This is a genomic window from Streptomyces sp. NPDC088745 (genome assembly GCF_044751045.1).
Lineage (GTDB): Bacteria > Actinomycetota > Actinomycetes > Streptomycetales > Streptomycetaceae > Streptomyces > Streptomyces cremeus.
Window position 1 is genome coordinate 26,599 of record NZ_JBIVLB010000018.1, and the last position, 24,726, is coordinate 51,324.

At 70.7% G+C, this 24,726-nt stretch carries 39 protein-coding genes; 3 read left to right on the forward strand and 36 right to left on the reverse strand.

All coding sequences use genetic code 11. From position 1 onward, the window contains the following. Positions 1-25 precede the first annotated feature (25 nt). The 4 genes from ACIP93_RS32580 to ACIP93_RS32595 all read right to left on the reverse strand — a co-directional run bounded on the left by ACIP93_RS32580 (position 26) and on the right by ACIP93_RS32595 (position 5,122). The gene (locus ACIP93_RS32580) at positions 26-2,587 is read right to left on the reverse strand and encodes a DEAD/DEAH box helicase family protein (RefSeq protein WP_401764800.1); all 2,562 of its coding nucleotides are present in this window, start codon (positions 2,585-2,587) and stop codon (positions 26-28) included. Positions 2,588-2,709: 122 nt separating this feature from the next. Beyond that, positions 2,710-3,516, reverse strand: a complete 807-nt coding sequence (locus tag ACIP93_RS32585) for a hypothetical protein (protein ID WP_401764803.1) — start codon at positions 3,514-3,516, stop codon at positions 2,710-2,712. 90 nt (positions 3,517-3,606) lie between these two features. After that, a complete protein-coding gene (locus ACIP93_RS32590; RefSeq protein WP_401764806.1) occupies positions 3,607-4,659 on the reverse strand; it encodes a hypothetical protein in 1,053 nt (350 codons plus the stop codon). Between the two features lie 55 nt (positions 4,660-4,714). After that, a complete protein-coding gene (locus tag ACIP93_RS32595) occupies positions 4,715-5,122 on the reverse strand; it encodes a hypothetical protein (RefSeq protein ID WP_401764808.1) in 408 nt (135 codons plus the stop codon). A 339-nt stretch (positions 5,123-5,461) separates the two neighbouring features. Here ACIP93_RS32595 and ACIP93_RS32600 point away from each other — a divergent pair, with 339 nt between their 5' ends. Then, a complete protein-coding gene (locus ACIP93_RS32600; RefSeq protein ID WP_401764810.1) occupies positions 5,462-5,683 on the forward strand; it encodes a hypothetical protein in 222 nt (73 codons plus the stop codon). Then, positions 5,683-5,934, forward strand: coding sequence for a hypothetical protein (locus tag ACIP93_RS32605; protein ID WP_401764813.1), 252 nt, complete (start codon positions 5,683-5,685; stop codon positions 5,932-5,934). Before ACIP93_RS32600 ends, ACIP93_RS32605 begins: the two co-directional genes overlap by 1 nt. A gap of 101 nt (positions 5,935-6,035) precedes the next feature. Here ACIP93_RS32605 and ACIP93_RS32610 read toward each other — a convergent pair whose 3' ends face one another. From ACIP93_RS32610 to ACIP93_RS32625, 4 genes are read right to left on the reverse strand one after another with little or no spacing between them, the layout of a single operon-like run. After that, positions 6,036-6,929 carry an NUDIX domain-containing protein gene (locus ACIP93_RS32610; protein ID WP_401764816.1) on the reverse strand — a complete coding sequence of 298 codons (894 nt, stop codon included), beginning with the start codon at positions 6,927-6,929 and terminating at the stop codon, positions 6,036-6,038. Positions 6,930-6,968: 39 nt separating this feature from the next. Further along, positions 6,969-7,454, reverse strand: coding sequence for a nucleoside 2-deoxyribosyltransferase domain-containing protein (locus ACIP93_RS32615; RefSeq protein ID WP_401764818.1), 486 nt, complete (start codon positions 7,452-7,454; stop codon positions 6,969-6,971). After that, positions 7,451-7,828, reverse strand: a complete 378-nt coding sequence (locus tag ACIP93_RS32620; RefSeq protein WP_401764821.1) for an HIT family protein — start codon at positions 7,826-7,828, stop codon at positions 7,451-7,453. Before ACIP93_RS32620 ends, ACIP93_RS32615 begins: the two co-directional genes overlap by 4 nt. A gap of 59 nt (positions 7,829-7,887) precedes the next feature. After that, positions 7,888-8,241 (reverse strand): hypothetical protein, encoded by a 354-nt coding sequence (locus tag ACIP93_RS32625; protein WP_401764822.1) that lies wholly within the window; start codon positions 8,239-8,241, stop codon positions 7,888-7,890. A gap of 527 nt (positions 8,242-8,768) precedes the next feature. Between ACIP93_RS32625 and ACIP93_RS32630 the strand changes: the two genes are divergently transcribed. Further along, positions 8,769-8,996, forward strand: coding sequence for a hypothetical protein (locus ACIP93_RS32630; RefSeq protein ID WP_401764825.1), 228 nt, complete (start codon positions 8,769-8,771; stop codon positions 8,994-8,996). 385 nt (positions 8,997-9,381) lie between these two features. Here the strand turns inward: ACIP93_RS32630 and ACIP93_RS32635 are convergent, their stop codons facing one another. From ACIP93_RS32635 to ACIP93_RS32770, 28 genes are all read right to left on the reverse strand, one after another. Further along, positions 9,382-9,525 carry a hypothetical protein gene (locus ACIP93_RS32635; RefSeq protein WP_401764828.1) on the reverse strand — a complete coding sequence of 48 codons (144 nt, stop codon included), beginning with the start codon at positions 9,523-9,525 and terminating at the stop codon, positions 9,382-9,384. Positions 9,526-9,621: 96 nt separating this feature from the next. Beyond that, the gene (locus ACIP93_RS32640; protein ID WP_401764830.1) at positions 9,622-9,747 is read right to left on the reverse strand and encodes a hypothetical protein; all 126 of its coding nucleotides are present in this window, start codon (positions 9,745-9,747) and stop codon (positions 9,622-9,624) included. Further along, positions 9,744-9,911, reverse strand: coding sequence for a hypothetical protein (locus ACIP93_RS32645; protein WP_401764832.1), 168 nt, complete (start codon positions 9,909-9,911; stop codon positions 9,744-9,746). The genes ACIP93_RS32640 and ACIP93_RS32645 overlap by 4 nt, the downstream gene beginning before the upstream one ends. A 200-nt stretch (positions 9,912-10,111) precedes the next feature. Beyond that, the gene (locus ACIP93_RS32650; protein ID WP_401764835.1) at positions 10,112-10,690 is read right to left on the reverse strand and encodes a hypothetical protein; all 579 of its coding nucleotides are present in this window, start codon (positions 10,688-10,690) and stop codon (positions 10,112-10,114) included. Between the two features lie 89 nt (positions 10,691-10,779). Further along, positions 10,780-11,010, reverse strand: coding sequence for a hypothetical protein (locus ACIP93_RS32655; protein ID WP_401764838.1), 231 nt, complete (start codon positions 11,008-11,010; stop codon positions 10,780-10,782). A gap of 137 nt (positions 11,011-11,147) precedes the next feature. After that, a complete protein-coding gene (locus tag ACIP93_RS32660; RefSeq protein WP_401764841.1) occupies positions 11,148-11,321 on the reverse strand; it encodes a hypothetical protein in 174 nt (57 codons plus the stop codon). 37 nt (positions 11,322-11,358) lie between these two features. Beyond that, positions 11,359-11,868, reverse strand: coding sequence for a Pycsar system effector family protein (locus ACIP93_RS32665; RefSeq protein ID WP_401764844.1), 510 nt, complete (start codon positions 11,866-11,868; stop codon positions 11,359-11,361). Between the two features lie 363 nt (positions 11,869-12,231). Beyond that, a complete protein-coding gene (locus ACIP93_RS32670; protein ID WP_401764847.1) occupies positions 12,232-12,435 on the reverse strand; it encodes a hypothetical protein in 204 nt (67 codons plus the stop codon). Beyond that, the gene (locus ACIP93_RS32675) at positions 12,432-12,644 is read right to left on the reverse strand and encodes a hypothetical protein (RefSeq protein ID WP_401764850.1); all 213 of its coding nucleotides are present in this window, start codon (positions 12,642-12,644) and stop codon (positions 12,432-12,434) included. The genes ACIP93_RS32670 and ACIP93_RS32675 overlap by 4 nt, the downstream gene beginning before the upstream one ends. After that, on the reverse strand, positions 12,644-12,802 hold the full coding sequence (locus tag ACIP93_RS32680; protein ID WP_401764853.1) for a hypothetical protein: 159 nt from the start codon (positions 12,800-12,802) through the stop codon (positions 12,644-12,646). The genes ACIP93_RS32675 and ACIP93_RS32680 overlap by 1 nt, the downstream gene beginning before the upstream one ends. Positions 12,803-12,915: 113 nt before the next feature. Continuing rightward, a complete protein-coding gene (locus tag ACIP93_RS32685; protein ID WP_401764856.1) occupies positions 12,916-13,065 on the reverse strand; it encodes a hypothetical protein in 150 nt (49 codons plus the stop codon). Positions 13,066-13,077: 12 nt separating this feature from the next. Beyond that, the gene (locus ACIP93_RS32690; RefSeq protein ID WP_401764859.1) at positions 13,078-13,308 is read right to left on the reverse strand and encodes a hypothetical protein; all 231 of its coding nucleotides are present in this window, start codon (positions 13,306-13,308) and stop codon (positions 13,078-13,080) included. Positions 13,309-13,431: 123 nt separating this feature from the next. Next, positions 13,432-14,229, reverse strand: coding sequence for a hypothetical protein (locus ACIP93_RS32695; protein WP_401764861.1), 798 nt, complete (start codon positions 14,227-14,229; stop codon positions 13,432-13,434). Then, complete coding sequence (locus tag ACIP93_RS32700) at positions 14,220-14,405, reverse strand: hypothetical protein (RefSeq protein ID WP_401764863.1); 186 nt, start codon at positions 14,403-14,405, stop codon at positions 14,220-14,222. The genes ACIP93_RS32695 and ACIP93_RS32700 overlap by 10 nt, the downstream gene beginning before the upstream one ends. A gap of 137 nt (positions 14,406-14,542) precedes the next feature. Beyond that, positions 14,543-14,818 carry a WhiB family transcriptional regulator gene (locus tag ACIP93_RS32705; RefSeq protein WP_401764866.1) on the reverse strand — a complete coding sequence of 92 codons (276 nt, stop codon included), beginning with the start codon at positions 14,816-14,818 and terminating at the stop codon, positions 14,543-14,545. Next, positions 14,815-15,285 (reverse strand): hypothetical protein, encoded by a 471-nt coding sequence (locus ACIP93_RS32710; RefSeq protein WP_401764869.1) that lies wholly within the window; start codon positions 15,283-15,285, stop codon positions 14,815-14,817. The genes ACIP93_RS32705 and ACIP93_RS32710 overlap by 4 nt, the downstream gene beginning before the upstream one ends. Then, positions 15,282-15,563 (reverse strand): hypothetical protein, encoded by a 282-nt coding sequence (locus ACIP93_RS32715; RefSeq protein WP_401764872.1) that lies wholly within the window; start codon positions 15,561-15,563, stop codon positions 15,282-15,284. The genes ACIP93_RS32710 and ACIP93_RS32715 overlap by 4 nt, the downstream gene beginning before the upstream one ends. A gap of 89 nt (positions 15,564-15,652) precedes the next feature. Beyond that, positions 15,653-15,913 (reverse strand): hypothetical protein, encoded by a 261-nt coding sequence (locus tag ACIP93_RS32720; RefSeq protein ID WP_401764875.1) that lies wholly within the window; start codon positions 15,911-15,913, stop codon positions 15,653-15,655. 11 nt (positions 15,914-15,924) lie between these two features. Further along, the gene (locus ACIP93_RS32725) at positions 15,925-16,398 is read right to left on the reverse strand and encodes a hypothetical protein (protein ID WP_401764877.1); all 474 of its coding nucleotides are present in this window, start codon (positions 16,396-16,398) and stop codon (positions 15,925-15,927) included. Positions 16,399-16,468: 70 nt separating this feature from the next. Further along, positions 16,469-17,083, reverse strand: a complete 615-nt coding sequence (locus ACIP93_RS32730; protein ID WP_401764880.1) for a DUF6919 domain-containing protein — start codon at positions 17,081-17,083, stop codon at positions 16,469-16,471. A gap of 17 nt (positions 17,084-17,100) precedes the next feature. Beyond that, positions 17,101-17,628, reverse strand: a complete 528-nt coding sequence (locus ACIP93_RS32735; protein ID WP_401764882.1) for a hypothetical protein — start codon at positions 17,626-17,628, stop codon at positions 17,101-17,103. Between the two features lie 133 nt (positions 17,629-17,761). Next, entirely contained in the window at positions 17,762-18,424 is a 663-nt protein-coding gene (locus ACIP93_RS32740; protein ID WP_401764883.1) for a hypothetical protein, read from the reverse strand. 101 nt (positions 18,425-18,525) lie between these two features. Beyond that, positions 18,526-18,753, reverse strand: coding sequence for a hypothetical protein (locus ACIP93_RS32745; RefSeq protein ID WP_401764886.1), 228 nt, complete (start codon positions 18,751-18,753; stop codon positions 18,526-18,528). Positions 18,754-18,876: 123 nt separating this feature from the next. Then, on the reverse strand, positions 18,877-19,476 hold the full coding sequence (locus ACIP93_RS32750; protein ID WP_401764889.1) for a hypothetical protein: 600 nt from the start codon (positions 19,474-19,476) through the stop codon (positions 18,877-18,879). 94 nt (positions 19,477-19,570) lie between these two features. Beyond that, on the reverse strand, positions 19,571-19,948 hold the full coding sequence (locus ACIP93_RS32755) for a hypothetical protein (protein ID WP_401764892.1): 378 nt from the start codon (positions 19,946-19,948) through the stop codon (positions 19,571-19,573). Positions 19,949-19,987: 39 nt separating this feature from the next. Beyond that, positions 19,988-20,845 carry a DUF4097 family beta strand repeat-containing protein gene (locus tag ACIP93_RS32760; protein WP_401764894.1) on the reverse strand — a complete coding sequence of 286 codons (858 nt, stop codon included), beginning with the start codon at positions 20,843-20,845 and terminating at the stop codon, positions 19,988-19,990. Positions 20,846-20,984: 139 nt separating this feature from the next. Further along, a complete protein-coding gene (locus tag ACIP93_RS32765) occupies positions 20,985-21,887 on the reverse strand; it encodes a hypothetical protein (protein ID WP_401764897.1) in 903 nt (300 codons plus the stop codon). A 191-nt stretch (positions 21,888-22,078) separates the two neighbouring features. Further along, the gene (locus tag ACIP93_RS32770) at positions 22,079-24,706 is read right to left on the reverse strand and encodes a DNA translocase FtsK (protein ID WP_401765114.1); all 2,628 of its coding nucleotides are present in this window, start codon (positions 24,704-24,706) and stop codon (positions 22,079-22,081) included. Positions 24,707-24,726: the final 20 nt, after the last annotated feature.

Consider the following 24,726-nt stretch of genomic DNA (forward strand, 5'->3'; position numbering starts at 1 on the left):
GCGGCTTGGTCGGATGCTTATCGCGCTATGGGGCCGTACGGCAGGTTTCGGCGTAGGTGGAGAAGAAATTGGCGCCCGTCAGCTTGTTCTGCACGAGCTGCTCCGCGACGGCCTGTTCCTCGCCCCAATTGCCAAGATCGCTGGCGAGTGCGGTGGTGTACTTCATGATGGCCGTGCGCAGCAGCTCGTACTTCGCCGGGGTGACTACCCGCATGCCGGGTACCGGGGTGCCGTACTGGTCGGCGGTGCGGCTCCGGTGCAACATCACCGGCAAGGTTCTGGCCTCTGGGTTCTTCTCGGCGCACCAGTCGACGCTGACGCCGAGCTGTCCCAGGTCCTTCTTGGCGATGGTATCCGTGACGCAGCCCGTCTTGAGTTCCGTCACGGCGAACAGGTCCGAGGTCAGAGCCCAGAGGTTGTCCGGGCCCCTGCCCTCCTGCTTCTCGGGCCGAGTGCTGACGAATCCGAGGTGGAGGCCCAGGCGGTGCCAGGCGTGCTCGGCGTCGTCCGATCGCTCTTCGTCCTCCCAGACCACGTCTTCGAGGAGCTTCTTGATGCCGAGCACCAGGGTGACGCCGTCGGCGTACTCGTTGGCGAGGAACGCGGCTGCGGCGCGCGCCTGCACGGCGGCCGGTTTGATCTGGGCGGAGGCTACGCCGGCGAGGGGGCGCAGGACGAATTGGTTCTCGCCGACGGCGGTGACGAGGCTCTGCTGGGCCGCCTTGGCGTTAATCGGGTGGAGATAGGCGGCCTTTTGCTCGCGTAGCCACCCGCGCAGCGGCTTATCGTCGAGGTTGTTCATCGTCTTCTGGAGGCGGTCGGCCGCCTTTTCCGGGAGACCGGTGGCAGCCAGGTCGAAGGCTTCTCGTAGGGCCACCGCCTCCGGGCGCACGGTGCCGAGCTGGGTGTAACGGACCTCGGCGAGGGCGCGGCGGCTGCGTCCGGTCCACCGGGGGTCTCGGGCCAGGCACGCTTCGAGGGCGTGGCGAACGTCGTTCAGGCCGCCACCGTGGATCTGTTCGGCGATTTCCCGGCTGAGGGCGAGTTGGGCCTGGGTCGCGGGCGAGAACAGCTGGAGGTGCCGGGGCTCGTGGAGGGCGAGTGCGAGGTTCGCACCGAGGAGGAGGACCGCACAGTAGTCCTCGCTGTCCCGGACGCCGCGGCCCATGCCCTGTTCGATCCGTTGGATTTCCCGGGCAAGGCGGACGGGGCTGTCCGCCAGGGCCACGGACTCGCGGCGTTCCACGGCGTCGAGGGGCCGGGGGATGCCGTCGAGGATGAGTAGGCGGCAGGCGTCGGCGGGCAGGTCGACTCCGTCGTACTTATTGACCAGGACGACCAGGCCCACGTGGCCGTCCTGGAGTTCCTTCACTCCGGCCGCGAGATCCTGCACGTGGTGGGTGCGGTCGGCGTAGGGCTTCCAGGCGGCCGCGGCCTGGGCGCTGGGTACGAGGACGACGACGTTGATCGGGTCGGCGTCGCGCACGCCGTCGCCGTCCCGGTCTCCATCGGCGTATTCGCGGGCCAGTTGGCGCACGGCGTCGTTGTCGAGGTCGGTGTTGAGGGCGATGGGTGCGAGGATCATGCGTTCGCCGAGGTCGGCTGCGCTGCCGGGTGTGATCGGCAGGGCGACTAGCGCGGGGTCGGCCTGGAAGTCGGTGATCAGGGCGCTGTCGTCGGCCAGGGTGGCGGTGAGGTAGACGCGGCGGATGGCTCGGGCGAAGGAGGGGATGCGGTCGATGGGCGGGCACGAGGGCCGGATCTCGATCGCCGCGGACGTCGCCGTCGCGGAGCACAGGGGCAGGACGTGCGCGATCAGCGGCCATGCGAACTTGAAGGCATCGTCGCCGCGGTGCGGGTGCAGGATCTTCAGGACCTGCTCGTTCTTGTCCGACCACGCCCAGAAGGGGATGGTGGCGAGCGCACTGAAGTCCCGCGCTTCAAGGTCGGCCAAGGCGTTCGGAGCCTGGTGGCGCAGGTCCTCGCGGAAGAGGTCCAGCAGGGCCTGGTAGGCGTCGTGGCCAAAGGGTACGCGGAGCCGGAACTGGTCCTCGGTCCGCGAGAGTGCGGCGTGGGCGTCGTCGATCACGACGACGCCGAGGTCGACCGGCTGCTTGCCGTCGCCGACAACGCCGAACTGAGACTTGCCGTTGATCAGCTTCTGGTAGTTCGTCACCAAGACCGTCCGCGCCGTGAGGAACCCCGGGTCTTGGGGGTCTTCGGTCGTGGTGATCGCGAGCTTGCTCGCTTCCGCGCGGACCTGCTTGACGAGGTAGTTGTCCGGCGCCAGGTACACAGCCTTGCCGATGCCCTCGTTGAGGGTGCTCTGGGCAATCAACAAGCCGACCGCAGTCTTGCCGCCTCCTGTGTTCTGCTTGATCACCACGTCGCGGTCGTCACGCCGGTCGAACCATGCGTCGAGGACTTCACCTTGCTCGTGGCGCAGGTAGGGCCACGGGCGGTCGGCCAGTCCGGAATAGATGTCCCGAGGCCTCAAAAGGGCCTCGCTGCCCCCCGTGCCGATCCGATTCCAGTCCAGCGGCATCCTGGCCTCCCCGCCCCGGTTGACGGGTGGGCTGATGCTCACCCGGAATGGGTCATTCTTCCCCGGATTCGGGATCAAGGTGACCCGAATTTCAGTAGGTGTGCCGTACAGCGATGGGCCGCACGGATAGCTCCGTACGGCCCATCGGCGTCTGCCTCGCCGGTTCACCTGCTCAAGCGGGTGCGCGGCCCCCACGCAAACTCAAGGTCGTCCAGGAGAACCGCCTCCAACGCCTCGTCCCATCGGCTCCGCAGTAGGAGCGGCACGACTTCCATCCGCTCACAGATGATCAGGCTTTCGGGCCGACCGGCCAGCATGTAGCGCCCGTGCGACGCCGGCGCACTACCCGGCCCGTACGCGCGCAGCAGCTGTTCCAGGCGCGCGCGGTGCTGCTCCGCGAACGCCTCCAGGCGCTCCGCGTATCCGGCCCTCTCGTCCTCGCGCACGGCGCCGAGCGCCGCGGCCAGGATCTCGTCCGACGCCTCGGGGCCGAGGAAGTCGCTCGGGTCGGCCAAGGCCCACGTGCACCGTCGGGCTGCGGCCAGGACCTTCTTCGTGTCCAGCGTCGGAGCCGGTTTCTGAGCCAGGGGTGTTGAGGCAGGGGAGGCCGACTGCCGAAGGTGCGCGAGCAGCAGGGCGCTGGAGGCGGCGAGCCCGCGCTGGGTGGTGGCGGTGGTGTCGGCGATGCGCAGCAGGTAGCTGGCGACGTCGCGGACGCCGGCGAACCAGCCGTCCTCGAACTGCGGGTCCGACCCGTACGGGGGGCTGCTCTCGGAGATCCAGGTGTGGGCTCCGGCCACGGCCCCGGCTTCCAGCTTCGACACGATCTCGTCCGCCTGCTCTGGAGAGACCCCGGCAGCGGCCAGGGCCTGGAAGACGGTGAACCGCGCACCCGTTGCTTCGCTCTGGTGATGGCGGATGCGGGCCAGCTCCTGCCCGTATGGGTCGGAGGCGTGCTGCTCGATGCTCACGCTGTGTCTCCCTCGTCTGCGTGTAGTCGACGGCCCGGTGCGGACTGCGTGCAGGCGCCGATGCCCGCGTCTTGGTTGCCGGTGCGCCGTTCAGGGCTTGGTGTGAGGGCGCTTGGTGCCCTTGCGGCCGTCGCGCAGGGCGGCGAGAAGCTCTTCGGGCTCGGGCTGGAGTCCGCTACCCAGGTAGCGGATCCCCTCGCCCTCGGGCGCACGGTCGGTTTCCTTGCCGATGGGGTGTCGGCGGCTGGTCGAGGTCCGCCATCCGTAGCGGGAGTCCCACACTGCGGCTGCGGCCGGCTGGTCGGTGTCGAGCATCACGGCTGCGGCCACGGCGCCTCCGTCGAGCTGGCGCATCTCCACCTGGGCCTGCTGGGCGATGCCGGCCGCGGCCAGGACGTCGGCGGTGTGCTGCAGGTAGGGCTGGGCACTGCGGGCGCGGAGCTCGCGCTCGGCGAACACGACGGCGGCGCGGTGGGTGATGGCGGGGTAGCCCAGCTGAAGGGCGGCGTCCTTCAGGTCGAGGCCGGGCTGCTTCTCGACGAGGTCGGCGATGCGCCGGCCGCGCAGGGTGGCCAGGCCGGACTGAGCGGTGGGGAACTTGGTGATGCCGAGAGTGTCGGAGACGGTCTCGACGGTGACGGCTGGATCGGCGTCCAGGAGCTCGGCGATCCGCGGCAGGATCTCATCGCGGGGGATCATGTCGCCGCTGCCCTCGCGGCGGCCGCCGCCGGCACCGCGGCCCGGCCGGCTGTCCTTAAAGGCGAGGACCAGGCGCCGCGGCCAGTGCTCGGTGCCCTTGGGGCCCGCGGGCACAAGGACGACACCGGCAGCCAGGGCCGGGTCCTTCTTGTAGGTGTTCCAGGTGATGGGGGCGATGCCGAGCAGTTCGGCGGCCTCGTGGCGGTCCAGGAGGTCTTCGTCGTCGTCGACTTGGGGCAGCTCGGGGATGGGCTCGCCGGCGTAGTACGCCGCAGTCTGCTCGGAGTCCCACAGCTGGTTGCGGGCGTCGGGTGAGCTGATCGGTGCCGGGTGGCCCTCCGCAGCGTAGGGCTTCTGGTTGCGGATCGTGGTGAGCTTCTTGCCGAGGGCGTCGGCCAGGTCGGACATGGTCTGGACGTACTGCAGGCGTCCGGCGCGGATCACGTGCTTCTCCTTTGTCAGGGGGCGGGACGCACGGAGCGCCCCGCCGTCAGGGGTGTCAGTCGGTCGTGGGATCGGGCAGGCAGAACGGGTTGCACGGCTCGTAGGCCTCGGCGCCGCATCCGTCGCAGGGGCGGGCAGCCGCCTCGATGAGCGGGCGGAGGTGGGCGAAGGCGCTGTCGGCTCCGGCGTGCGGGGTGATGCGGCCGGCGGCGATGACGTACAGGGCGTGCGGCGGGTTGCTGGTGGTGCGCACCCGGATGCCGGTGGTGTCACCCGGGCCGGCGGCGAGGCCGGGGACGGCCAGGACGCCCGCGCCGGGGAGGGCGGTGACGCCGGCCTCGGCCAGGAGCTCGGTGAGGCGGGCGAGTTCGGCCTCGGCGGCCGCGGTGGTGGCCGGCCACGCGGATGCGGCGGTCTCGGCCTGCGTCGCAGTGCCGGCGGGGTGGATGAGGGAGAGAGACATGGGGCCTCCAGGGTGTCGGTGTGTGTTCGGTACCGCGGGCTGCCACCGCCCGCAAGCAAGACAACATTACCTAGCTTACATCACCGTTGGCAAGTGGAGTGTTCGCAACGCCGCGGCGTGTGGATACACTCGACGGTGAGATGCGCCTCTCGGGTTTCCCGGAGTGTGTGTTTTCGGTTGGCCGGCGCCCTTGCCACCCGCCTCGGCGGAAGTGGGCGCCGGCCGCTTTCGTCTCCGCCGACCGCAGGGCGCCTCGCGCGGCGGACGGTCTCCGTATCTCTTCGCCTTCCGGGTTCCGGTGGGGCGCGCCTGCGCTAGCCTCGTTGCAGCATCTACGACTTGGAGGCCGCGATGCGGATCGTCTTCGACCCGGCCGAGCAGGAGGCCCTGCGGGCCGACGCGCGGGAGCTGGCTGACGGCGACCCGCAGATCGCCTACGTCCTGGAGCGCCTGGCCGGTGAGGGGGTCGACTTGGACGCCGTCACCTCCTGGGAGGAGCTGCGCGAAAAGCTCGGACAGCCCTCGCTCGACGACTCCGCTCCCACCTCGCACGTCGCCTGATGGGCCGACACGCGCCCAGGCGCGCGCGCATCGTCTTCTACGACGTGGCGCAGGAGCAGATCGAGAAGATGACGGAAGCCGAGCGGCTCCGCCTCGACCCGGTGCTGGTGGCCGTCTCGAAGGATCCGGAGATCGGCGTGCTGTCGAAGCACGGTTCGATCCGTGAGCACCGCGAGGACGGCGTCCGGATTTTGTACGTGCCGACTGCCCTGGGCACGCTCGTCCTGGTCGCCTACATCGAGACCGACTGACTCCCCGGCCGGCCCCGAGCACCTGGTCGAGAGCCCCGGACTTCATGTCCGGGGCTCTGCTCGTCGGGCCGGGACCGGCCCGAAGCTCTGTCGGACTCGGGTTACCGGTTGAGGTAGTCGAGGGCGCGCTGCAGAAGCGGCCGGTGCGCGGCGTAGAGGGTGCGTCCGGCTGCCGTGATCTTCGCTTCGAGCTGGTCGAGGGAGCCGAACGGCCACCAGTTTGCGTCAAGGGCGTCATCAGCGGCGATGGCCGTCACGGTGGCGGGCAGCAGGTAGATCGCGCTGGTGGAGGCAACCCAGGCGTGGTCCGAAGCTCGCCAGTCGTCGACCAGGCTCCGGCTGAGGATGACCGGCTGATGACCGGCCAGGTCGACACCGGTCTCCTCGCGCAGCTCACGGACAAGGGCCGCCGGGACGGTTTCGCCCGGGTCGACCATGCCTCCCGGGATGGCCTCCACCTTGATGTCGTCCCGCGTGATCAGGAAAACCCGGCGGTCTGTGCCGTTCCCCGCCACCACGATGGGGTCCGCAGCCGCGTTCTCGCCCCACCGGCCCAGGTTCCTGCCACTGCGGCCGGTGCGGCCCGTCGGGTGCAGAGGCCAGCCTCGCGCGTTCCGCTCGAAGGGCACCAGCGCGGCGGCCTGTCGGGCGTCCCAGTCGGTTACCTCGGCCGGCGTCGGGGCTCCTTCGGCCCAGCCGGGTACGTGCTGGGCCAGGGCCTCGGGTAGCAGCTCGGCCGGCGTGATGTCCGTGGGCGTGTACTCCTGCCAGGGCACGTCCCAGCTCCGGAGTCCGGCGGGGACGGTTTCGGTGATGCGCTCAGGTGCGCCGTGGCCGAAGCGCCGGTGTGCGGCGTCCAGGATCTCGGTCAGCTGGCGGAGGGCGGGGGTCGTCGGTTCACCGAGTTCGGCGAGCAGTTCGGCGATCTCCGGCTCGTCGATCTCGACGTGGATGCGGCGCTCACCGCTGCGCTGGTTGAGGTAGACGCGTTCCATCAGGGGTTCCTTCCGTGGTGACTGGTCGGTGCGGCGGGATCAGTGGTTGCCGGGGACGAGTGCGAGGGCGGCGGCGGCCGTGGCGGTCAGGGTGGTGCACACCGGCACGCCGTGGCGGCGGGCCACGTAGATCAGGTACCTGTTCCTCTCGGCGTTGGGGCAGTCGGGCGGGCAACCCAGCACCGCCCTGCCCGTCGACACGTCCAGGCCGAACTCGACGTTGGTGGTCATGGCCGGCATGGTCTTGAGGTCGCGGGGGATCCAGAAGAGAATCGCGCTCGCCGCGGCGCGGGCGTCGGTCTCCCAGTCGACTTGGGTCTCGTAGCGGTCGGCGCGCTGGCCGTGCCGGGACTCGGGGCTCAGGACGGTCAGCGGCTGGGCGCCGGTCCACTGAGCGGCCAAGGTTTCAGCGGCGGCGGGCCGCCAGGACGGGACGGATGCCTTGTCCGGAGTGGGGCCGGCGAGGAAGACGGACGGGCCGACGGGGATGGGCTCGCGGGCCATGACGAGGTTGATGCCGGTCACGAGGAGGCTCCGTTCTGCGCGGCGGCGCGGGCGGCGTGCTGCGGGGTCCAGGGCAGGGGCAGGCCGTCGCCCTCCTGGCGGCGCAGGACGTGGACGTGAAGGTGGAAGACCGTCTGGGTCGCCGCGGCGCCCTTCGAGGTGATCAGGTTCGCGGCGGGGTGCTCGGCCATCAGCTCGGCGGCCCGGCGCATCACGGTGGCGGTCACCTCGGGGTCGGTGCCGGCGTCCTCGACGTGGACGCGCGGCAGGACCAGGAGGTGGCTGGCGTTGACGCCTCCGGAGCGGGGGCGGATCGCGAGGACGTCGGGCCACTCGCGGACGATGACGGCCGGGGCTTCCCCGGCGGCGATGGAGCAAAAAACGCAGTTCTTCACGGTGGGCCTCTCCCAATGTGCGGTGTTGAGTCGATCGGGTCCCGTGCGGGGCGGGTTGGTCAGATCCAGTGGAAGATGCCGCGGACCTGGCTGGCCGCTCCGCTGAGGTTGTCGGCGGTGAGGCTGTAATCGATGTCGTAGGGGTCCTCGGTCTCGTCCATCACGGCGCTGGAGGCGGCCGTCAGGACGTCGGCGAAGGCCTCGTGGACATTGGCGTCCTTCAGGGCCTGGACGATGTCGTCCTGGTTGGCGTGTCCGCGGGTGATGGCGTCGGCGAGGAGGCGGAGCGCGGCGGCGGCGGCCGGGGCGAGGTCGGCGAGGTCTCCCCCGTCGGCAGTCAGGCTGGTACGGGCCGGGGTCTCGATGCCGGTGATCGTGGCGAGGTGCTTCGGGGCCTGGATCTCGCTGGTCACTGCGGCTCCTCGGAGTGGGGGCGGGGCTGAGCTGCGGGGTGCCGGGATGGGCGGTCCAACCCTTCAAGGATGCCAACTCAAACTTGGCATGTCAATACAGAATTGGCCAACTAGGATTTGGCTATCTGTGCTTTGGGGACGGCGACGCCCCCGACCTGCGGCAATGAGGTCGAGGCGTCAGGAGGATCTGCCAGGACGGCCGTTGCCGGCCAGGGCCCAACACAGCGAGGATCCCCGCCTCAGCCGCGAGGTCCAGGACCAGCTCGCCGCCCTCCGGACGACGCCGACCGCCAGCTGAATACCACCGCACCGCCAGTGGAGGAATTCGGCTACACCCGCGGCGCCGGGCCCAACTCGTCCTCGACCTCTACGCGGACCTCTTGGGCAAGCAGAGGCGGTACGAACCCAGACGCGGTGGCCGAGGCGAGGAAAGCCGTCGAGCGGGCCGGGTCCGAAAGGTGCGGTGCGGGTCTCCCCCGGCCGCCCCCAGGGGTGTTCGTCGCGCGCCTCCCGGGCAGCCGGGCTGCATGACGACCTGGTGGAAGTGGATCGCGGCCGCGCTCGTCTACGGCATCGTGATGGGGGTGGGCCGGGGCTTCCTCAAGGACTGGGACTGTGGCTGGGATGCGGTGGCCTACGGCGGCACTGCAGCGGGTGCGTACCTGGCGGTCGCTGCGCTGCTGGAGTGGTGGAGGCGGCGCCGTACCGCTGTGCAGATACCGACGGACGACCAGCCAACGCCGCCTCGACATTGATGTAACTGGGCACCGGCATCGTCGTTTACCAGCCATGGGATCTCAACGAGCAGTCACAGTATTCGCGCTGACCGTTGCATCCGTGGGTGCAGCAATCTCTACCGCAAACCCTGCTGCCGCAGGAGGCGTTGGTGTCATCGGAAGCCCTGCATTCGACAACACTTGTCGCACCGAGTCCGTAGGCAGCCACACGCGCGGTACGACCACCCACGGAAGCGGAGAACTTGGCAGCAACCTCGCCCAACTGCCGCTTGACAACCCTCAGAACCGTTGCGGTGGCGCGGACCTAACACCGAAGGCCCCCGCCATCCAGATCTATGTGGTTTGACTTCTGCTTTCGCACTTGACCTGGGGTGCGGGATGCGGGACAGGGCTGGGGCCGGGGCTACTGCGTGAGGTCGCCGAAGACCAGCGGCTCGGTGTGCAGGCCGCCGGTGATGCTGTTGCTGGTGTCGCCCATGACCACGGCGTCGCTGGAGCTCGGAGTGGTGTCCTGCTGGTCCTGCTGGCTGTTGGTGTTGTCCGGCACGGTGTGCTCCTCGGCTCTCGGTGGTACTGCGGGGGTACGGGGGTGGAGGTGCGTGTGCTTCGGGCTGCTGCCGGCTGCCACGTTCGGCTTCGGAAGTCAGCAGCCGCCGTCGCGCCGGGCGGCCTCGGCGATCGCTTCGGCCTGCCGCCGGGTGCCCTCTTCCAGGTCTTCGGCCGCCTTGCGGAGGGCGTCCATGAGTTCTTCGGGGGTCTGCTCGCTCATGAGTCGTGATCCTTTCCCTTGGTGGGGTTGCCTGCCTTGAGGCGTCCGGAGTCGTACGCGCGCCGGGCGTGGGAGTGCATGCCCGGTTCGTCTCCCGGCTCCCGGGTGATCTCCGCGCTGTGCGGGGTGGTCTTGGTGACGTTGACGGACACGTTGCTGTTCATCTCTTCGGTGCGGTCCGCGGGGTGCGGGCCCGTGCCCCGGCCGGGAGTCGGACCCGGCCTGCGACCATCGGGGCGGTAGGGTGTGCGGTGCTGTGCTCAGCTGAGGCCGGCCAGGGTGAGGGCCGTGATCGTGAGGGCGATGATGTGCGCGGCCTGGTGGCCGGTCTGGAACGGGTTTGTCGCTGCCTTCTCGCCGTGTCTCACCTGCGTGTGGCGAGCCAGGTAGTGACGGCCGCGGCGCCGACGCCGATGAATCGGTGCAGTGCGGCATCCAGCTCGATCCAGGCGGTGCCGGGACCGTTGATCTCGGCGTGAGCCGTGCCTTCCTCGTCCAGGCGCACCGCCTGGCAGTGCTCGACGTAGCCGCGTTTCCTCGCCTTGTCGGCGAGCCACAGGAACAGCGCGCCGCGGTCGATCGCCGCATGCGTCAGACCGTTGACGGCTGCGCCGGCGAGAAGCGCGGAGGCCGGCACGCGGTAGCCGAAGGCCCTGGTGAGACCGACGGCCGCGCCGGTCTGAATCGCGGTGTAGGTGGCGACGTGCAGCGTGACGGCACGGCGGCCGCGGGCGCTGGCCGTTGTGGTCGGCTCATTGCTGCGGTCGTCCGTCTCCTCCCCTACGTGCACGCCGTCTCGGTAGACGCGGTGCGTGCCGTAGAGGCGCTTGCACTTCGCCGTGGTTGACCCCTGGGCCCAGTGGTCGCAGAAAGGGTGGATCTCGCCGAAGGCGGCCAGCAGGCCGCCGAACAGCGCGAGGCGCTCGATGGAACGGTGGTTCATGCTGTATCTCTCCTCAGTTTCTGTTCTGGGACGGGGAGCCGGGGGCGGCCGGTCGCTTGGCCGTGACGGCCGCCCCCGGGTCACGGCCCTCAGTTGGCGTCGACGTAGCGCTTGATCTGCTTGCGGACGTGCTCGCGGGAGAAGTCCAGGTGCGCGGCGGTGGCAATCTGGGTGAGGTTCTTCGCCTCGATCTCGGCGGCGACGGCGCTCCAGTAGGTGCGGTGCGCGGCCTCGATGGCCTTGTCCCGGGCGGTGGCCGCGTCGTCGAGGCGCTTCTTCGCGGCGGTGGCCTGGGGGGTGTCGGGTCGGGTGGGGGTCATGGTGGTCGGGCTCCGTATCGGTGTGAGGGACGATGTATCTGCCCCTTGCTCCGTACTTGGAGCGGGTCGGGCGGCCCGGGACGGGCGGCGCATGGTGGGTAGCCGGCGGCCGCCCGTCCCGGGTGTCGGGGTGGAGGTCAGTCCAGGAAGCGGACCTCGACCTCCAGGTCTCGCGGGTCCTTCGCGGCGGCGGACTGGCGCTCCTTCAGCTCCTGGTCGCTGTAGATCGCCTTCTGGTCGCTGGGCCCGCCGGTGATCATGTTGACCTTCTGGCCGGTGCGGGAGGTGACGGTCGCGACGTACTTGGCCATGGGAAGTCTCCTGAGGAGTTGAGGGAGGGGCGGGGGGTCAGCTGAGGGCGAGGGCGGCGGCCAGGGCGAGGGCCAGCAGGACCAGGGCTCCGGCGGTGATGTCGATGGCGAGGCGCAGCCTGCGGTACTTCGCGGCGGCGATCCTGGACAGCTTGACGATCTGTTCGGCGTTGTTGTCGGCAGCGACATCGGCGCGCAGCTGTTCGGGCGTGCAGGTGGCCCAGTGCAGGTAGGAGCCGCGGGTGGTGCCGCCGATGCGGGGGCGGACGGCGAGGAGGACGACGAGCATCGCGGCGACGAGGCCGGCCGCCCCGAGTCCGATGAGGACCGTGGCCGCCGTGGTGATTTCCTTGCCGGGGACGACGGCGACGAGCACGGCCAGCGGGAGGCCGAAGGCGGCGAGCAGGGCGGCGGCCTTGCTGTCGGTGCGGCCGATCTCGGCGATGACCTCGGTGCGGGCCTGCTGGAGGCGGGTGGCGGCGGGCGTGCTGGTGGGCGGTTCGCCGCGGTCGGGGGCCTGCGGCGAGCGCTGCGTCTGCTGCTCCATCGTGCGACTCCTTTGTCCGGGTCGGTGCGGGCCGCTGCCCATACCTAGATAATGCCAACTAAAAGTTGGCATGTCAATACAGATTTGGCCAACTTGAAATTGCCACTTCGAGGATGCCGGGACTACTCGTCGACGGGGCCGGCGTGCAGGTAGTCGCATGCGGAGCAAGCCCCCCCACAGGAAGCGCCACTGCGCTCGCCCGGCCGGGCGAGCGCAGTGGTGGGGTGGCCTACAGGCCGGACCTGCACCGGTGGAGTTCGCGAGCGAACTAGCCGCGGGCCCGCAGGTGTCGAATCTGCGCGCACGGGCCGTTGGCGGCGCAGCAGGACCCCCATCTGGCGGTCCGCGCCTTCGTCGTCCACTTCATCGCGCGTCGTCGATCTTGCGGATCTCGCGGGTTTCGCACAGGACCGGGGCGATCAGCCAGCTGATGCCCGCCACCGTCCACCGGTGGTTCGTGAGGGGCCCCGGGGGCACCTCGTCCAGGACCACGCCGGTACGCCCGGCCGCACGCGGGTCGTCCGCGCAGCTCATGATCTGGACCTTGTCTCCGCCGTTGAAGGTCACCGCGCACCCCCGTCGGTCTTGTGAGGGGGGATGAGCGCCTTGAGCTGGTCCGTGCGGCACGCGGCGGGACCGAGGTAGGAGCCGACGCCGATCACGGTCCAGCGGCCGTCGATCGGGGCGTCGCCCACGATCATGCCGACCCGGCCGACCGCGTCCGGGTCGCCGTCACACCCCTTGATGAGGACTTTGTCGCCGTCGCGGTAGGTCATCACTGGCCCCCGCCCTGCGCGGAGCGGCGGATCGCGGCGGCGGCCTGGCGGGCGGCCTCGGCGGCACGGGCGGCCTCGGCGGCACGGGCAATCGCGGCTTGCGCCGCGTTGTCGGGGTCCTGGTGGGCGCACATGATCGCGCCGTAGATACGATCCATCACAGGATCGCCCTCCTAGGTGTCATAGGTGGGTGGTCTCAGGCCCCGGCGTGGTGTGTCCAGCACCCGCCGGGACCGACCTGAATGGGTTGTTGATCAGATGGGGCGGTGGGCTACTCGCCCTGCGACGCCCGGAGCTGCGCGGCCATCAGTTCGGCCTGCACGTCCATCCCGGGCTCGCCGAGCCGGGCGTAAACCGCCTCCGACTCCTGGCGCATCCGCTCCTGGAACGCCGCCGTCTCCTGCTCCGACTGCTGCGACATGCCGATTCTCCTTCAGTGGGTCGGGCGAGCCTTGGAGGCGTCGAGGATGTCGTGCGTGTCCAGACCGATCTCCTCGGCCTTGTCGACGGCGCGGTGGGCGTCGGCGACGGCGGTACGCCAGGTGGGGTCGGTGTAGTGGTCGCGGCCCTGGGCGTGAAGGTCGGTGGCGGTCTGGCGGGCGTTGGCGGTCGCGATGGCGGCGTCGGCCCGTACGCGGCTGGTGAGCCAGTTGGGGTGAGCCATGAAGTGCTCCTTGGTTCGTTTGCCGGATCCGGTTGACCCGACCCCTTAAGAATGCCAACTAAAAGTTGGCTTGTCAATACAGACTTGGCCAACTAAAAATTGTCATCTTGGGGGCGCCGGGGACTACTCGTCGACGGGGTCGGCGTGCAGGTAGTCGTATGCGGAGCAGGCCCTCCTCCACAGGTTGCTCGCGTACTCGGCGGGCTCCTGGGCGCACAGGCGGGCGTAGAGGTCGGGGAAGTTGTGGCCGGTACCGTCGCCGCCGGGGTCGTTGTCCATGGCCTCGGCCAGCGCGTACGGGTCCCTCGGGACCTGCGGGGCGAGGTGGTCGAGGTCGGGGCGGAAGGCGCCGACGGTGATGACGGTGCCCTCCACGTGCGAGGTGTAGTGCAGCTGCCTGCGCAGGCCCGCGGCGATCTCCTCGGCACGCCCTTCGTGCTCGTACGGGCCGATCCGTACCGGGTCCAGGCCGGGCCGGTCGAGGATGACGGCGTGCCCGACCGGCTCGGTGTAGCGGACGGGCCGGCCGAGCTGGTGGGCGTAGGCGATTTCAGCGCGGGTGGAGTCGCCGACGTAGCCATCGACGTTGACGATCAGGACCTCGTCGCAGGCACGGATCTTCCAGCGGTGCAGTGCGTCCAGTGCGAGCTTGAGCTGTTCCGCGGCCGCGGGTTCCGCCCACAGCGGGTGAGCCTTCTTCATGTCGATGCCGGGCGCGAGGACCACGCGGCCGGCGGCCGTCTCGCGGAAGTTGGCCTCGGCAAGCTCGTTCCAGAAGGCGGTGGATCCGCAGAGGGTGACGACCGTGGGCCGGCCGGTGGAGGTGTCGGACGGGTTGAGCAGTTGCTCGGAGGGGGCGGCTGCCGCGATGAGGCCGACGGCCTGGAGGTTGCGGTGGTGGTGTTCGGGGTTCATCGGCATGTCTGTTCCTTCGGGAGGGGCGGGCGCGGTCGGCGCGGGGTGTGCTGGGCGCCGAACTCTGTGGTGCGCGCCCGGGGTTCGTGGGCTCGGTCCGGAAGTGGCTGGGGCTCGGTCAGGGCCCGGGCGGTGTCGGTGACGGCGGCCGCGAGCGGGGCGAGGTCCGTTCGGAGCTGCATCGGTGCTCCCTTCCGAGCGTGCAGGCGGCTGTCCGGCCAGGGCTGGGGTACGCCCGGGTGTGCGGGCGGGAACGGAGGCCGTCCGTCCGGTACGGGGGTGGGCCCCTGTACCGGACGGACGGGTGAGCGGGCGGGTGTCAGGTCGCGGTGGCGTCGCGGCGCTCGGCGCGCAGGCGGCGGCGGTCGCTGAAAGTGGTGCCGGCCCAGATCGCGGATCCGGCGCGGCTCGGGTGGTCGAGGGCCCAGGCCAGGCACTGCTCGCGGACGGCCGCGGGGCATGCGCTGAGGCAGGCCAGCTGTCCGTTCACCCGTTGCTTCGGGGTCCCGGTCCAGTCCGCGGGGTCGGCGTCGGGTGCCCGGCACGGTTCGTTGCCGGTCAGCCGCGGCCAGGGTGCGAGTCCGGTGGTGGTCACTCCCCCACCCCCGTGGTGCCGGCTGCCGGGACGCCGGCGGTGGGCAGCAGGTGCTCGAAGGGCTCCCAGGCCGTGAGGTCGTACAGATTCAGCAGATCGACGTCGACCACAGCGCCCTGCTCCTCGTTTCCGAGGTGCGAGCACTGCGGTTCCAGGCCGCCGATCCGGCTGGCGTGGGGGTCCTCGTCAAGGTCGAGGTCGGCGACCACGACGGTGTCTCCGGTGCGCTCCAGGACGTAGAGGCGCCGGATCGGGGCGTCGTCCTCGTCGGTGTCCGGTCGGCGCACCCAGGTCTGGCGGGTGGCGGCGGTGGCCCAGGCCTCGCCCGCGTCGGCGGCGTCGGTGACCGCGGTGCAGGCCTGCGCGTACTCGGTGCCTGCCTCGACGAGTTCGTTGACGCGGGCCACGATGTGGTCGCTGAGGGCCTGGGCGCCGATCAGCCAGGTCAGGGAGGTCAGTCCGGTCACGACGCCGCTCCCGTCGGGGCGAGGGTGCGGGGGGTCTTGGTGGAGGCGAGGAGGTGGTGAAGCGCGGAGCCGTGGTGGTGGGAGCCGAAGGTGGCGGGCATGCCGCAGTTCCAGCAGTCGGCCTCGTCGCCCTGCCAGGAGACGGCGCAGCGGCTGCACACGAACGCGCGGTCGGCGAGCAGGGGGTTGGCCTTGGCCAGGGTCTTCAGGAACCGGCCGGCGGTGCTCAGCCGGCGGGTGGTGGAGGTGTGGTGCTGCTTGTGTCGGGTGGCATGCATGATGGTGGTCTCTCTCCTGTTTTTGGGCGGGTGAGGGGCCCGGGGCGGCCGGCGGTTTCTCAGGCCTTGACGGCCGTCCCGGGGCGGATCTATAGGTCGAGGTCGATGCACTTGTGCGTGGCCTGGTCCCAGCGCAGGTCCCATCCGGGGCGCAGTCCGCGGGCGGACCAGTCGGCGCGGCGGGCGGCGGCGGGGATGTCCTGGTCGGCCATGGTGTGGAGGAGTGCCGTCTCCCAGGCGCGCTGTGCGGCCTGGCGGGCCTGGCGGCCGTTCTCGGCGAGGCCGGTGAAGACGTGCACACCGCGCTCGCCGGTGCCGACGCGCTCTATCGGAACGTCGACTTCCCACATGGAGTGCATCGTCAGTCCTCGGATTCCGAGTCGTGGGCGACGAGGACGGGCTGCACGGTGATCCGGGGGCTGGTGGCGTATTCGTCGTTCCGGCCGGAGCCGAACGTCACGAGGTCCTCGGGGACGGTTTCGTCGCCGTTGTCCGGCACCGGCCCGATGAGGGCGCCCTCCGGAAGGGGGCACCGCTTCAGGCAGGCCTCGCCCTTGGCCCGGGCCGCCTCCCGGGCGGCGTAGGCGCTGAGGGAGAGGCGGTTGCGCGTGACGGGGTAGACGGCCAGGGCGGTCGGCTTGTCGTCGGTGAGGGGGGTGTTGCCGGGGAAGACGGCCTCGGCGGCGGCCGGGTGGGTCTCGGTCCGCGCGGTAATACCGAGCCGCTGGAGGGCGCCGTTGGCCAGCGGCAGCGTGGCGGCGGCAGCGCGGTGCAGGTTGGGGGTGAGGACGGCGTCGAAGTCGGTGTCGGAGTGCGGGACGGTGGTGGTGGGCATCAGGTTCTCCGTTTCGGCGAGCCGGTCTGTCTGGTCCTCGGGAGGTGGGGGGCGGGTACCGCGGGGGCTGTCAGCGGCCGGGCGTGCTCGGCAGGCGCAGGGCTTCGTCCAGGACGGTCCAGAGGATGCCGCTGGGCTCGAAGACGGTGTCGGCGATGGTGAGCTGGGTGGCACGGGCGACGGCGTCGAAGGCGGTGTCGCCGACGAGGCGGCTGTGCCAGGCGTGGCGGAGCTCGGAGCGGGTGAGGGTTCGGCCGAACCGGGTGTAGTCCAGGCCGTTGATGCGGGAGACGACCAGTCCCGGGTGGTGGACGTCGTCCTGGAACCGGACGAGCAGGTCGAGGCCGGCCTGCTCGGCGGAGTCGACGAGGCGGGTGAGGAGCTCGGGGTCGGCGACGAAGCCGGTGACGGCGGCGCGCTGCTGCCACAGGTTGCCGGCGTAGTCCGCGGCGGCGTGGCCGGGCTGGGAGTCGTCGGTGAGGAATCCGGCGCGGTTCGCGGCGGCCAGGCAGGGGATGAGGGACAGGGTCTCCTCGTCGGGCCCGTAGTTCGGCATGTTTCCGGCGCAGGAGCGGATGTCGCCTTCGAGCCAGCGGGCGGTCAGCTCGGCGAGGTCGGAGAAGGTGGTGGCGGCGCGCCAGAGGCGGCGGTCCGCACGGCTCGGCCAGGGAAGTCGGATCTTCATGGCGGTCCTCCTCGGGTTCAGAGCTGGGCGGCCAGGTTCTCGGCGCCGTAGGCCTCGGCCTCGCGCTGGTCGATCAGCAGCTCGTAGGCGCTGAGGGTGTTGGGCTTCATGGGCTGCTGGCCCCAGACGTGCTTGAGGTACTTGAGGTGGAGGTCGCGGGCGGAGCGGTCGCCGAGCTGGTGGGCGTGGACGAGCTCGTGCACGAGGGTTTCGCGGACGTCGTGCTCGCTGCGCATGTTGGGGAGCTGAAGGACGATCAGCACGCCGTCACGGTCGATGGACGTCCGGCCGAAGGAGTGGCGGGAGTGGCGGTCGGGGCGGCTGACGGTGTTGACCTGCGTGGGGTTGATGCCGGACAGGAGCTGGGTCTCGCCGGTGTTCACCAGGTGGTCCATCTGGCTGGTGTCGCCGTTGAGGACCAGGTGGACGGCCGGCAGGGAGCCGAACGTGTCGCGGACGAGCTTCTCGGCGTCGGGGGCGATGGTCCTGGCGTACTTGCTGATGCGGCCGCTTCCGAAGAGGAAGTGCTCAGTGGAGATGCGCATGCGGGGTGCCTTCCGGGGTGATTGGGGCGGGTGGGATGGAGTGAGGGGGGATCCAGAACGGACCCCTACAAGAAAACTATACCTATTAATCATCACTCTCTCTAGGGGGCATCCTCCTTCTTTTCGGCCGCTGTCAGTCCCCCGCGCGCTCAGCGAGCTCGGCGGCGCGCTGCAGGAGATTGAGGACGGCGCCGACGGTCGGGACGGCGACGTTGTTGTGCACGGCGATGTCGAACTGGCGGCTCAGGGCCCGGGGGTCGCGGCCCTCCCGGCGCCACTGCGCCTCCATACGGGCGCGGTAGTCGGGCGCCGGCTGGGTGCACGCGGCCGGTTCGGCCATCGCGGAGCGGATGTAGATGTGGGAGCGGCCAGTGGTGTCGGAGTCGGCCGGGGCGGCCATGAGGGCGCCGAGGATGCAGTGCCGGCCGGTGGCGTCGCGGAGTTCCCCGCGGCACCAGCCGCCGGTGGCCAGCGCGGCGGCGGCGCGCCGGATGTGCACGCTGGCCCGGGTGGCCGGGCGTTGGTGGCGGCGGGTGATCCGGTCGAGGAGGGAAGGGCGGGCGGCGGCCTGGGCGGCGGCGGCGGCCTGTTCGCTGCGCTCGACCTCGGCGAGGCCGGCGGCCACCAAGGCGGGGATGTCGAACCCGGCCGCGGGCGCGGGCTGTTCGGCGGCCGGGGCGGGCGCGGCGGCCGGTGTGATCTTCCTGAGCCAGGCTTCGACCTCGTCGGCCAGGAGGCGCGTGCTCGCGTCGGGAGCCTGGGTGCCGAAGGCGGCGGGTGCTGCGGATGCGGGCATGGCGAAGCCTTCCTGCCTGCTGCGGGACGGTGAGGCTGGGAGCTCCGGGGGCGGCCGGCTGAGTGGTTGGCGACCTGGCGGCCGGCCCCGGAGGCGGTGGATCAGGCGGTGTACTTCCTCACGTTCTTGTAGACGTAGTCGCGCCTGCGGCCCATGGCGTCGGCGACGTCCTGCTGGGCGCCGTGGTAGCTCTTGCTGAGCTCGCCCATCCGCTGCCAGAACTCCTTCTGGGCGGCGAGTACGGCGTTGTCGCGTACGGTCTGGGCGATCTGCACGGCGGCCTTGATGTCTTCGGCGGTGGTGGGCTCGGTGTCGGGGCGGGGGGTCATGTGGGGCTCCTCGCGGTCGTGAGGGACGATGGGTCCGGCCCTCCTGCTCCGGTTGGAGCTGGTTGGGAGGCCCGGGGACGGCGGGCTGAGTTTGGCGACCTGGCCGCCGTCCCCGGGGCGCCTCTACTGCAGATCCTTGCGGGCGTCGTCGGCCGCCTCGGCACCGGCCTGGTCGTGCCCGAGGGCCTGGTCGGCCTTACGCAGGTGGAGGGTGGAGGCGTACAGGCGCTGGGCCTGGTCCTCCTTGTCCTGCTCGGCGAAGGCCGCGGCGAGCCTGCGCGTGAGCGCGCCGGCCGTCTCCAGCAGTCCGCTGGTGTGCAGGCTGTGCTGGATCTCCTCCGGGTCGGCGCCGAAGTCGATGTCTTTGCGGATCTGGTCGAGCTCCTCCGCCAGGGCGTAGGCGCTGTCGCCGTCCCAGCGGTCCGGGTTGATCCGGTGGATGAGCTCGTGGGCGGCGGCGTCGATGACGGAGAGGGTGCCGATGATGATGAGCGACATGACGACGGCTTCGGGGAAGGTCAGGTTCGCGAGCGGGCCCTCGTTGTTGACGATCGCGTGGAGTTGGAGGGCGCCGGTGCCAGCGATGATCACGCTGCTGTCGTAGCGGATGACGGCGGACAGGGCCCTGACGCTGGCACGCCGGGCGCGCGCGGCCCGGACCGGGCGGTTCTCCAGGGACTTGGGGCGGGCGGTCTCGGCGGGGTGGACCAGGACGTGGGTCACGATGGGCTCCTTCGGGCTGGTGGTGCTGGGCGGTTGGGAGGCCCGGGGCGGCCGGCTGAGTGGTTGGCGACCTGGCGGCCGCCCCGGGGCGCCGTCAGCTGACGTTGCGGCGGCGGCTGACGGCGCGGGCGAGGTCGCCCGCGACGTCGGCGGCGATCCCGTAGACGGCCTGGAGGGCGGCGATCGGGTCGGTGCTGGCCTTCGTGGCGCTCTCGCAGACCAGGGCGGCGTTCGGGTACATGATGTTGATGGTCGCCTCCATCCACTCCTTGGCCCACGGCTCCCCGTTCTCCAGGGCCTGGGTGACGAGGCGGTTGGCCTCGGCCTCGGCTTCCTCCTGGGTGTCGTAGAGGGCGCTGGTCATCGCGAAGATGCCGATGAAGTGGGCGGCGGCCGCGCGGCTGACGTCGCGGTGCTCCTGGAAGTCGCGGGCGAGCTCGCGGAAGAATTCGTGCGTGTTGGGGTCGGTCATGGTCACTCCTGGGTCGGTGTGTGGCAGGGGACGGGGTGGTCAGCGGCTGCGGTGCTTGCCGGAGACGGTACGTACGCGCTCGTGCAGGTCGTCGCGGCCGCTGGTGCCGCGCGTGGTGACGTCGCCGGAGACCGTGGTGGCGTCGATCGTGCCGGTGGCGGCCGGGGTCGCGTAGACGTGGACGTCGCCGGAGACGGTGCTGGCGCGGAACTCGGTGCCGTTGTACGCGCCGATCTCGATGTCGCCGGAGACGGAGTGGACGTCGACGCGGGCGTCGACCCGGCCCACCTGGACGTCGCCGCTGGTGAGGTTGCCGCGCAGGGTGTGCACGCCACGGGCCTGGAGGTCGCCGGAGACCGAGTTGACGTCCAGGTCCTGAAGGTCGCCGTGCACGGTGAGGTTGGCGCTGGTGGTCTCCAGCCGGACCGAGGACTGGTCGCTGGGCAGCTGCACGTCGACGGCAATGGTGCCCATGACGCCGCCGGAGACGACGGTGCCCTGCTCCGCGACGACGCGCCCGTTCGAGACGACCTTGCGGCCGCCGATGCTGATGTCGCCGCCTGACATGTGGATGCCGGTCACCGGGCCGGTGATGACGCCGAAGTTCTGCCCGATGCCGCCGTTGAAGTTGAACGTGGAGTTGCCCATCGTCATGGTGTTGCCGTTGACCTCGGGGACGCGGACGGTGAGGCAGCTGAGGTTCTGGTAGGTGCTCTCCTGCTTCGTGGCACCGCGCACCGCATCGGCGAGGGGGCCGTCGTCGTCGCTCGTGCTCACCGTGATGACCGCGTGCGTGAGGGTCGGGTCGACGGTGACGGTGACCGTGCCGACGTGGCTGATGATGTCGGTCCCCACGGCGCCAGCGGCGGTGGCGGTGAAGGTCTTCGAGGTGGTCAAGGCGTACTCCTTGGTCGGAGAGGGTGCGGGTGTGGATGCTCGGGACTTGCTGTCCCCGGGGCCTTGCTGACTCAAGTATGCATCTTCACTGAATGCATTTCAAGTGAATGCATTCAGTGTTTTGCGGGCTCTCCCCCGACTACGCGTCGGCGCAGGTCATGCCACCGGAACGGGAGTTGCCCGCTGCAGGCTGACCGGCGCCCGCGGGCGCCTTCTCACCGCGGGACCCTGCCTTCGGACCAGCAGGTGCGCGGCCACCGGCGCGCGCCCGGGCGGCCTTGCGCTCGGCAGCGGCCAGGGCCGCCGCGGCGGGGCCCTCGCACTCGGTGCACGTGATGTCCAGGCCCGGCGCGACGATCCGCCCCCTGTCCTCGCAGACCAGGCACGCCGGCCCCTTGACCGGCGCAGCCATGCCGTACGCGGCGCGGTACTTGGCGACGGAAGGGATCTTCGGCCCCGGGGCCTGCTTGCCCTTCTTCTGCACCGGGGCGGGCGCCTCCTGCGGAATGCCGGCCTGCATGGCCCAGGCAGTACGGATGAGCGCCGCGACCGGGGAGTAGGCGACGTTGAGGGCCTTCTTCTTCACCTTGCGCACGCGGCGGCGGGCGTGGCGGCGCACGCGCGTCTTCGCCTCCCGCACGAGGACCCCGGTCATGATCCGCGCGGCCTTGGGGACCTCTTCGACCAGGTCGATGGGCGGGGGCGGCTCCTCGCCGAACCCGGCCTCCAGGATCCAGTACATGTCCCAGTTCGGGGTGGTCCAGCGCATGTCCGCCCAGGCGGTGAAGTGGCCGGGGTCGATGAGGTGCTCGGACCACTCGTGCCGGGCCGGGCAGAGCACTTCAACCAGCGGCTGCGCGGCGCGCTCCATGACGAAGGTCAGGCCGGTGTCGGCGCCGCACATCGGGCAGATGACGGGCAGGGCCTGCCAGACGACGCGGACGGTGTGATCGGGGTCGAGCCGAAGGTAGTTGAAGCGGCGCTCGGCGGTGATGCGGTAGTAGCCGGCGCCCGGGTCGTGGGGGCGGGACGGGTCGATCATTACGGACTCCTGGGGATCTTTCAGGCGGGGAACAGCCGGGAACGGGGAGGAACGTGCAGGTCAGGGGGCCGGAACACGGTGGGAACAGGTACTGGGAGGGGAACACCGCCACCGGTCGTGTGCGGTGTTCCCTCCCTGTTCTCGACCTGTTCCGGCGCGCTGACCTGCGTGTTCCTGGAGTGTTCCTGCGCTCAGGAGGCGCTGGCGTCCTCGCCGGTGATCTTCTTGAGGTGGCGCAGGCAGTAGCCCTTGACCGTGCTCTTCTCGCCCGGGCGCCGGTAGCTGTCGGTCGTCCAGGACTTGTCGCCGGGGGCGAGCACCGCCTTGATCGCCGCCTTCAGCGCGACGGCACGGGCGGCCTCCTGGTCTGCCGCGTCCTCCCCGTCGAACGCCTCCAGGGCCCAGCGGTCGGCGTCGTCCTGGGCGAGGCCGGCCGCGATCTCCTCCAGCTGGAGGCCGCTCGGGTCCCCGGCCGCCCGGAAGACCTCGCGGATCGAGGCGATCAACTGCGGGACGGCGCCCTCCTGGTCCCCGGCGGCGTAGTTCCGGGCGCTCCTCTCCATCAGGCTCCGCAGTGAGATGCGGCTGAGCTTCGCGGACTCGGGGTCGATGTCGACCAACCCGGCCTGGGCCCGGGCCCGGCCGCGGCGCAGCAGCTCCTCGGGGCCGGCGTAGCAGCCGCGGTACGGGATGGGCTCGCAGTAGGCGCCGCCCGCCATCACGTACACCACAGAAGCGTCGTAGATCTGGTCGCCCATGGCAGGCACGAGCCGGTCGGCGCGCCACCCCTGGGCGAGCATGCCGTCACCGAGGATCTGCACGACGTCGTCCTTGTCGCACGCCGCCAGCACCTGGACGGCCAGCTCCGTGAGCCAGGTGTTGTCCTTCACCTTCTCCTTCGTGACGCCCTGTCCGGCGATGACCATGGTGACGTCGCTCTTGAGGCAGGTGATCGCCATCTCGGCGAGCATGCCGTCCAGGTCCCAGGAAACCTGCCGCTTGAGGTCCTCGTCGTAGTAGCCCTTCCGACTCTCGCGGACCAGCGCGGGGAACTCGTCCACGATGAACTTGACGCCGGGCCGTCGACTGGAGGTGACCCAGTTCTCGCCCATGCCCAGGCGGTTCAAGAGGCCGGCGCGGCCCTGGCCGAGATCCAGCCCCCACTGGAGCACGGCCTTGGCCTCCGCGGGGGTGGTGGCCACCACGTGCATGGCATGCCGGAGCCCGCCGAAGCCGCTGCCGGCGCCGCCCAGGTCGATGCCGATGATGATCTGGTCCTCGGACGCGGTGAGCACGTCCAGAATGGCCCGCAGGATCGTGGACTTCCCCGACCGGCTCTTGCCGACGACGTTGACGTTGGTCCGGCACATCGGCAGGGCCAGGGGCCGCCCCGCCATGTCGCCGCCGATCTGCTCCTTGTGGAGGTCGGCGGTGGAAACGGACTTCGGTTCCCGGACGGGCAGTTCGGGAACGGCCTGCCAGGGGTTGCGGCCCGGCACGCGGATCACGCAGTAGTTGCGGGATTCCGCGGACTGCTGGAGCAGCACGCTGCCGGTGCGCACGCCGGGAAGGCATGCCTCCAGCGTGGCCAGCCCGTTGGAAATCTTCTCCGGGGACATCCGCTCCAGCCAGACGTGGATCTCGAACCCCCAGGCGTAGGGGTCGACCCGCAGTGCCGAGAGGGTGAGCTTCAGATCCTCGGTGAGGGCCTGGCGCATCATCTGCTCGAACATGCGCGGGGTCATGCCCACGCTGACCTGCTGCGGGGAACCGGCCTCGATCCGCTCCAGCCGCTCCTGCTCCTCCTCGCTGACCTCGACATCGCGGCCCAGCATGGAGACACCGGCGAGGTTGAACACCACGGCGCCGAGGAAGCCCCAGACGTCGGCGAAGCCGTAGGCAGCCGCGTCGGCCAGGACCAGCGGACCGTAGGTGACGCCGGCGCGAAACGCGATGGCCCGCTTCGCGCTCTTGCGGGCGCTCTGTGCGACGACCAACTGCTTGCCGGCCTCCAGCTGGAGCTTGGCCGCCGCGGCCTGCTTCTGTTCGCGCTGCAGGAGCGCGAGCTGCGCGCGGCGGGCGCTGCGCTTGGCCGTTTCGACGGCGGCGAGCGCCAAGCGCTCGTCGGCCGCGGCCTTGTAGCCCTCCATGCCGATGACCCAGGAGCGCACCCGGCGCTCCCCGCGCCGGGCCCTCGGGACGATCCCGTGCACGGTGCGCTGGCGGGCCGCGGCCTTCCGAATCCGGCGGCGGAGCTGCCGGCGCAGATAGGCGTAGCGGGCCTTGCGGCCGTTCTTGGTGCGCAGCTGCGGGTTGATCCAGGGGCGGTCGCCCTCCGGGTCCTGGCGCAGCTCCCACTCCTCGGGGGTGTAGACGGTGCCTTCCAACGGCCGGCTGTGCTCCGGCGCCGGCTCGTTGTCCTCGTCCCGGCCTTCGTCGTCCGAGGGGTCCGTCGGCTGGGCCGGGATGGCAGCCGGCGTCTCGCGGTCCGTGTGCAGCAACGCTGTGAAGGCGGTGCCGCCGTCGCCGTAGAGGCTCTCGAAGACGGGCTCCAGGTCCTCGACGAGCTTGATCTTCACCTCGCGGGCCTGGGTTCCCTGTTCGGGGCCGACGACGCCGAGGGCCTCCAGCGCGTCCATCATCCGCTCCGTCAGCTCCCAGCCGATGCGCAGCTTGCTCTGGAGCATGGACGGGGAGCCGAACTGGGTGGAGACGACCAGCTCGGCGGCCTCCCAGAGCACCTTGCGGTCCATGGCCTGGCCGACCTTGGCCCACAGATGCGGGTCGCTGACTTTCGGGTGGGTGTCGATCTCGGTCATGCTGGTCACGCCTCCTGTCG

What these genes read in the sequence shown, in the direction of transcription:
- ACIP93_RS32720 (WP_401764875.1), bottom strand. Translation starts at nt 15,913, where the DNA reads ATGTGGGAAGTCGACGTTCCGATAGAGCGCGTCGGCACCGGCGAGCGC.
- ACIP93_RS32700 (WP_401764863.1), bottom strand. Translation starts at nt 14,405, where the DNA reads ATGCAGCTCCGAACGGACCTCGCCCCGCTCGCGGCCGCCGTCACCGAC.
- ACIP93_RS32685 (WP_401764856.1), bottom strand. Translation starts at nt 13,065, where the DNA reads ATGTCGCAGCAGTCGGAGCAGGAGACGGCGGCGTTCCAGGAGCGGATG.
- ACIP93_RS32690 (WP_401764859.1), bottom strand. Translation starts at nt 13,308, where the DNA reads ATGGCTCACCCCAACTGGCTCACCAGCCGCGTACGGGCCGACGCCGCC.
- ACIP93_RS32755 (WP_401764892.1), bottom strand. Translation starts at nt 19,948, where the DNA reads ATGACCGACCCCAACACGCACGAATTCTTCCGCGAGCTCGCCCGCGAC.
- ACIP93_RS32745 (WP_401764886.1), bottom strand. Translation starts at nt 18,753, where the DNA reads ATGACCCCCCGCCCCGACACCGAGCCCACCACCGCCGAAGACATCAAG.
- ACIP93_RS32770 (WP_401765114.1), bottom strand. Translation starts at nt 24,706, where the DNA reads ATGACCGAGATCGACACCCACCCGAAAGTCAGCGACCCGCATCTGTGG.
- ACIP93_RS32695 (WP_401764861.1), bottom strand. Translation starts at nt 14,229, where the DNA reads ATGCCGATGAACCCCGAACACCACCACCGCAACCTCCAGGCCGTCGGC.
- ACIP93_RS32605 (WP_401764813.1), top strand. Translation starts at nt 5,683, where the DNA reads ATGGGCCGACACGCGCCCAGGCGCGCGCGCATCGTCTTCTACGACGTG.
- ACIP93_RS32765 (WP_401764897.1), bottom strand. Translation starts at nt 21,887, where the DNA reads ATGATCGACCCGTCCCGCCCCCACGACCCGGGCGCCGGCTACTACCGC.
- ACIP93_RS32640 (WP_401764830.1), bottom strand. Translation starts at nt 9,747, where the DNA reads ATGAGCGAGCAGACCCCCGAAGAACTCATGGACGCCCTCCGCAAGGCG.
- ACIP93_RS32655 (WP_401764838.1), bottom strand. Translation starts at nt 11,010, where the DNA reads ATGACCCCCACCCGACCCGACACCCCCCAGGCCACCGCCGCGAAGAAG.
- ACIP93_RS32610 (WP_401764816.1), bottom strand. Translation starts at nt 6,929, where the DNA reads ATGGAACGCGTCTACCTCAACCAGCGCAGCGGTGAGCGCCGCATCCAC.
- ACIP93_RS32680 (WP_401764853.1), bottom strand. Translation starts at nt 12,802, where the DNA reads ATGGATCGTATCTACGGCGCGATCATGTGCGCCCACCAGGACCCCGAC.
- ACIP93_RS32650 (WP_401764835.1), bottom strand. Translation starts at nt 10,690, where the DNA reads ATGAACCACCGTTCCATCGAGCGCCTCGCGCTGTTCGGCGGCCTGCTG.
- ACIP93_RS32740 (WP_401764883.1), bottom strand. Translation starts at nt 18,424, where the DNA reads ATGCCCGCATCCGCAGCACCCGCCGCCTTCGGCACCCAGGCTCCCGAC.
- ACIP93_RS32660 (WP_401764841.1), bottom strand. Translation starts at nt 11,321, where the DNA reads ATGGCCAAGTACGTCGCGACCGTCACCTCCCGCACCGGCCAGAAGGTC.
- ACIP93_RS32715 (WP_401764872.1), bottom strand. Translation starts at nt 15,563, where the DNA reads ATGCATGCCACCCGACACAAGCAGCACCACACCTCCACCACCCGCCGG.
- ACIP93_RS32675 (WP_401764850.1), bottom strand. Translation starts at nt 12,644, where the DNA reads ATGACCTACCGCGACGGCGACAAAGTCCTCATCAAGGGGTGTGACGGC.
- ACIP93_RS32630 (WP_401764825.1), top strand. Translation starts at nt 8,769, where the DNA reads ATGACGACCTGGTGGAAGTGGATCGCGGCCGCGCTCGTCTACGGCATC.
- ACIP93_RS32730 (WP_401764880.1), bottom strand. Translation starts at nt 17,083, where the DNA reads ATGAAGATCCGACTTCCCTGGCCGAGCCGTGCGGACCGCCGCCTCTGG.
- ACIP93_RS32725 (WP_401764877.1), bottom strand. Translation starts at nt 16,398, where the DNA reads ATGCCCACCACCACCGTCCCGCACTCCGACACCGACTTCGACGCCGTC.
- ACIP93_RS32665 (WP_401764844.1), bottom strand. Translation starts at nt 11,868, where the DNA reads ATGGAGCAGCAGACGCAGCGCTCGCCGCAGGCCCCCGACCGCGGCGAA.
- ACIP93_RS32645 (WP_401764832.1), bottom strand. Translation starts at nt 9,911, where the DNA reads ATGAACAGCAACGTGTCCGTCAACGTCACCAAGACCACCCCGCACAGC.
- ACIP93_RS32735 (WP_401764882.1), bottom strand. Translation starts at nt 17,628, where the DNA reads ATGCGCATCTCCACTGAGCACTTCCTCTTCGGAAGCGGCCGCATCAGC.
- ACIP93_RS32595 (WP_401764808.1), bottom strand. Translation starts at nt 5,122, where the DNA reads ATGTCTCTCTCCCTCATCCACCCCGCCGGCACTGCGACGCAGGCCGAG.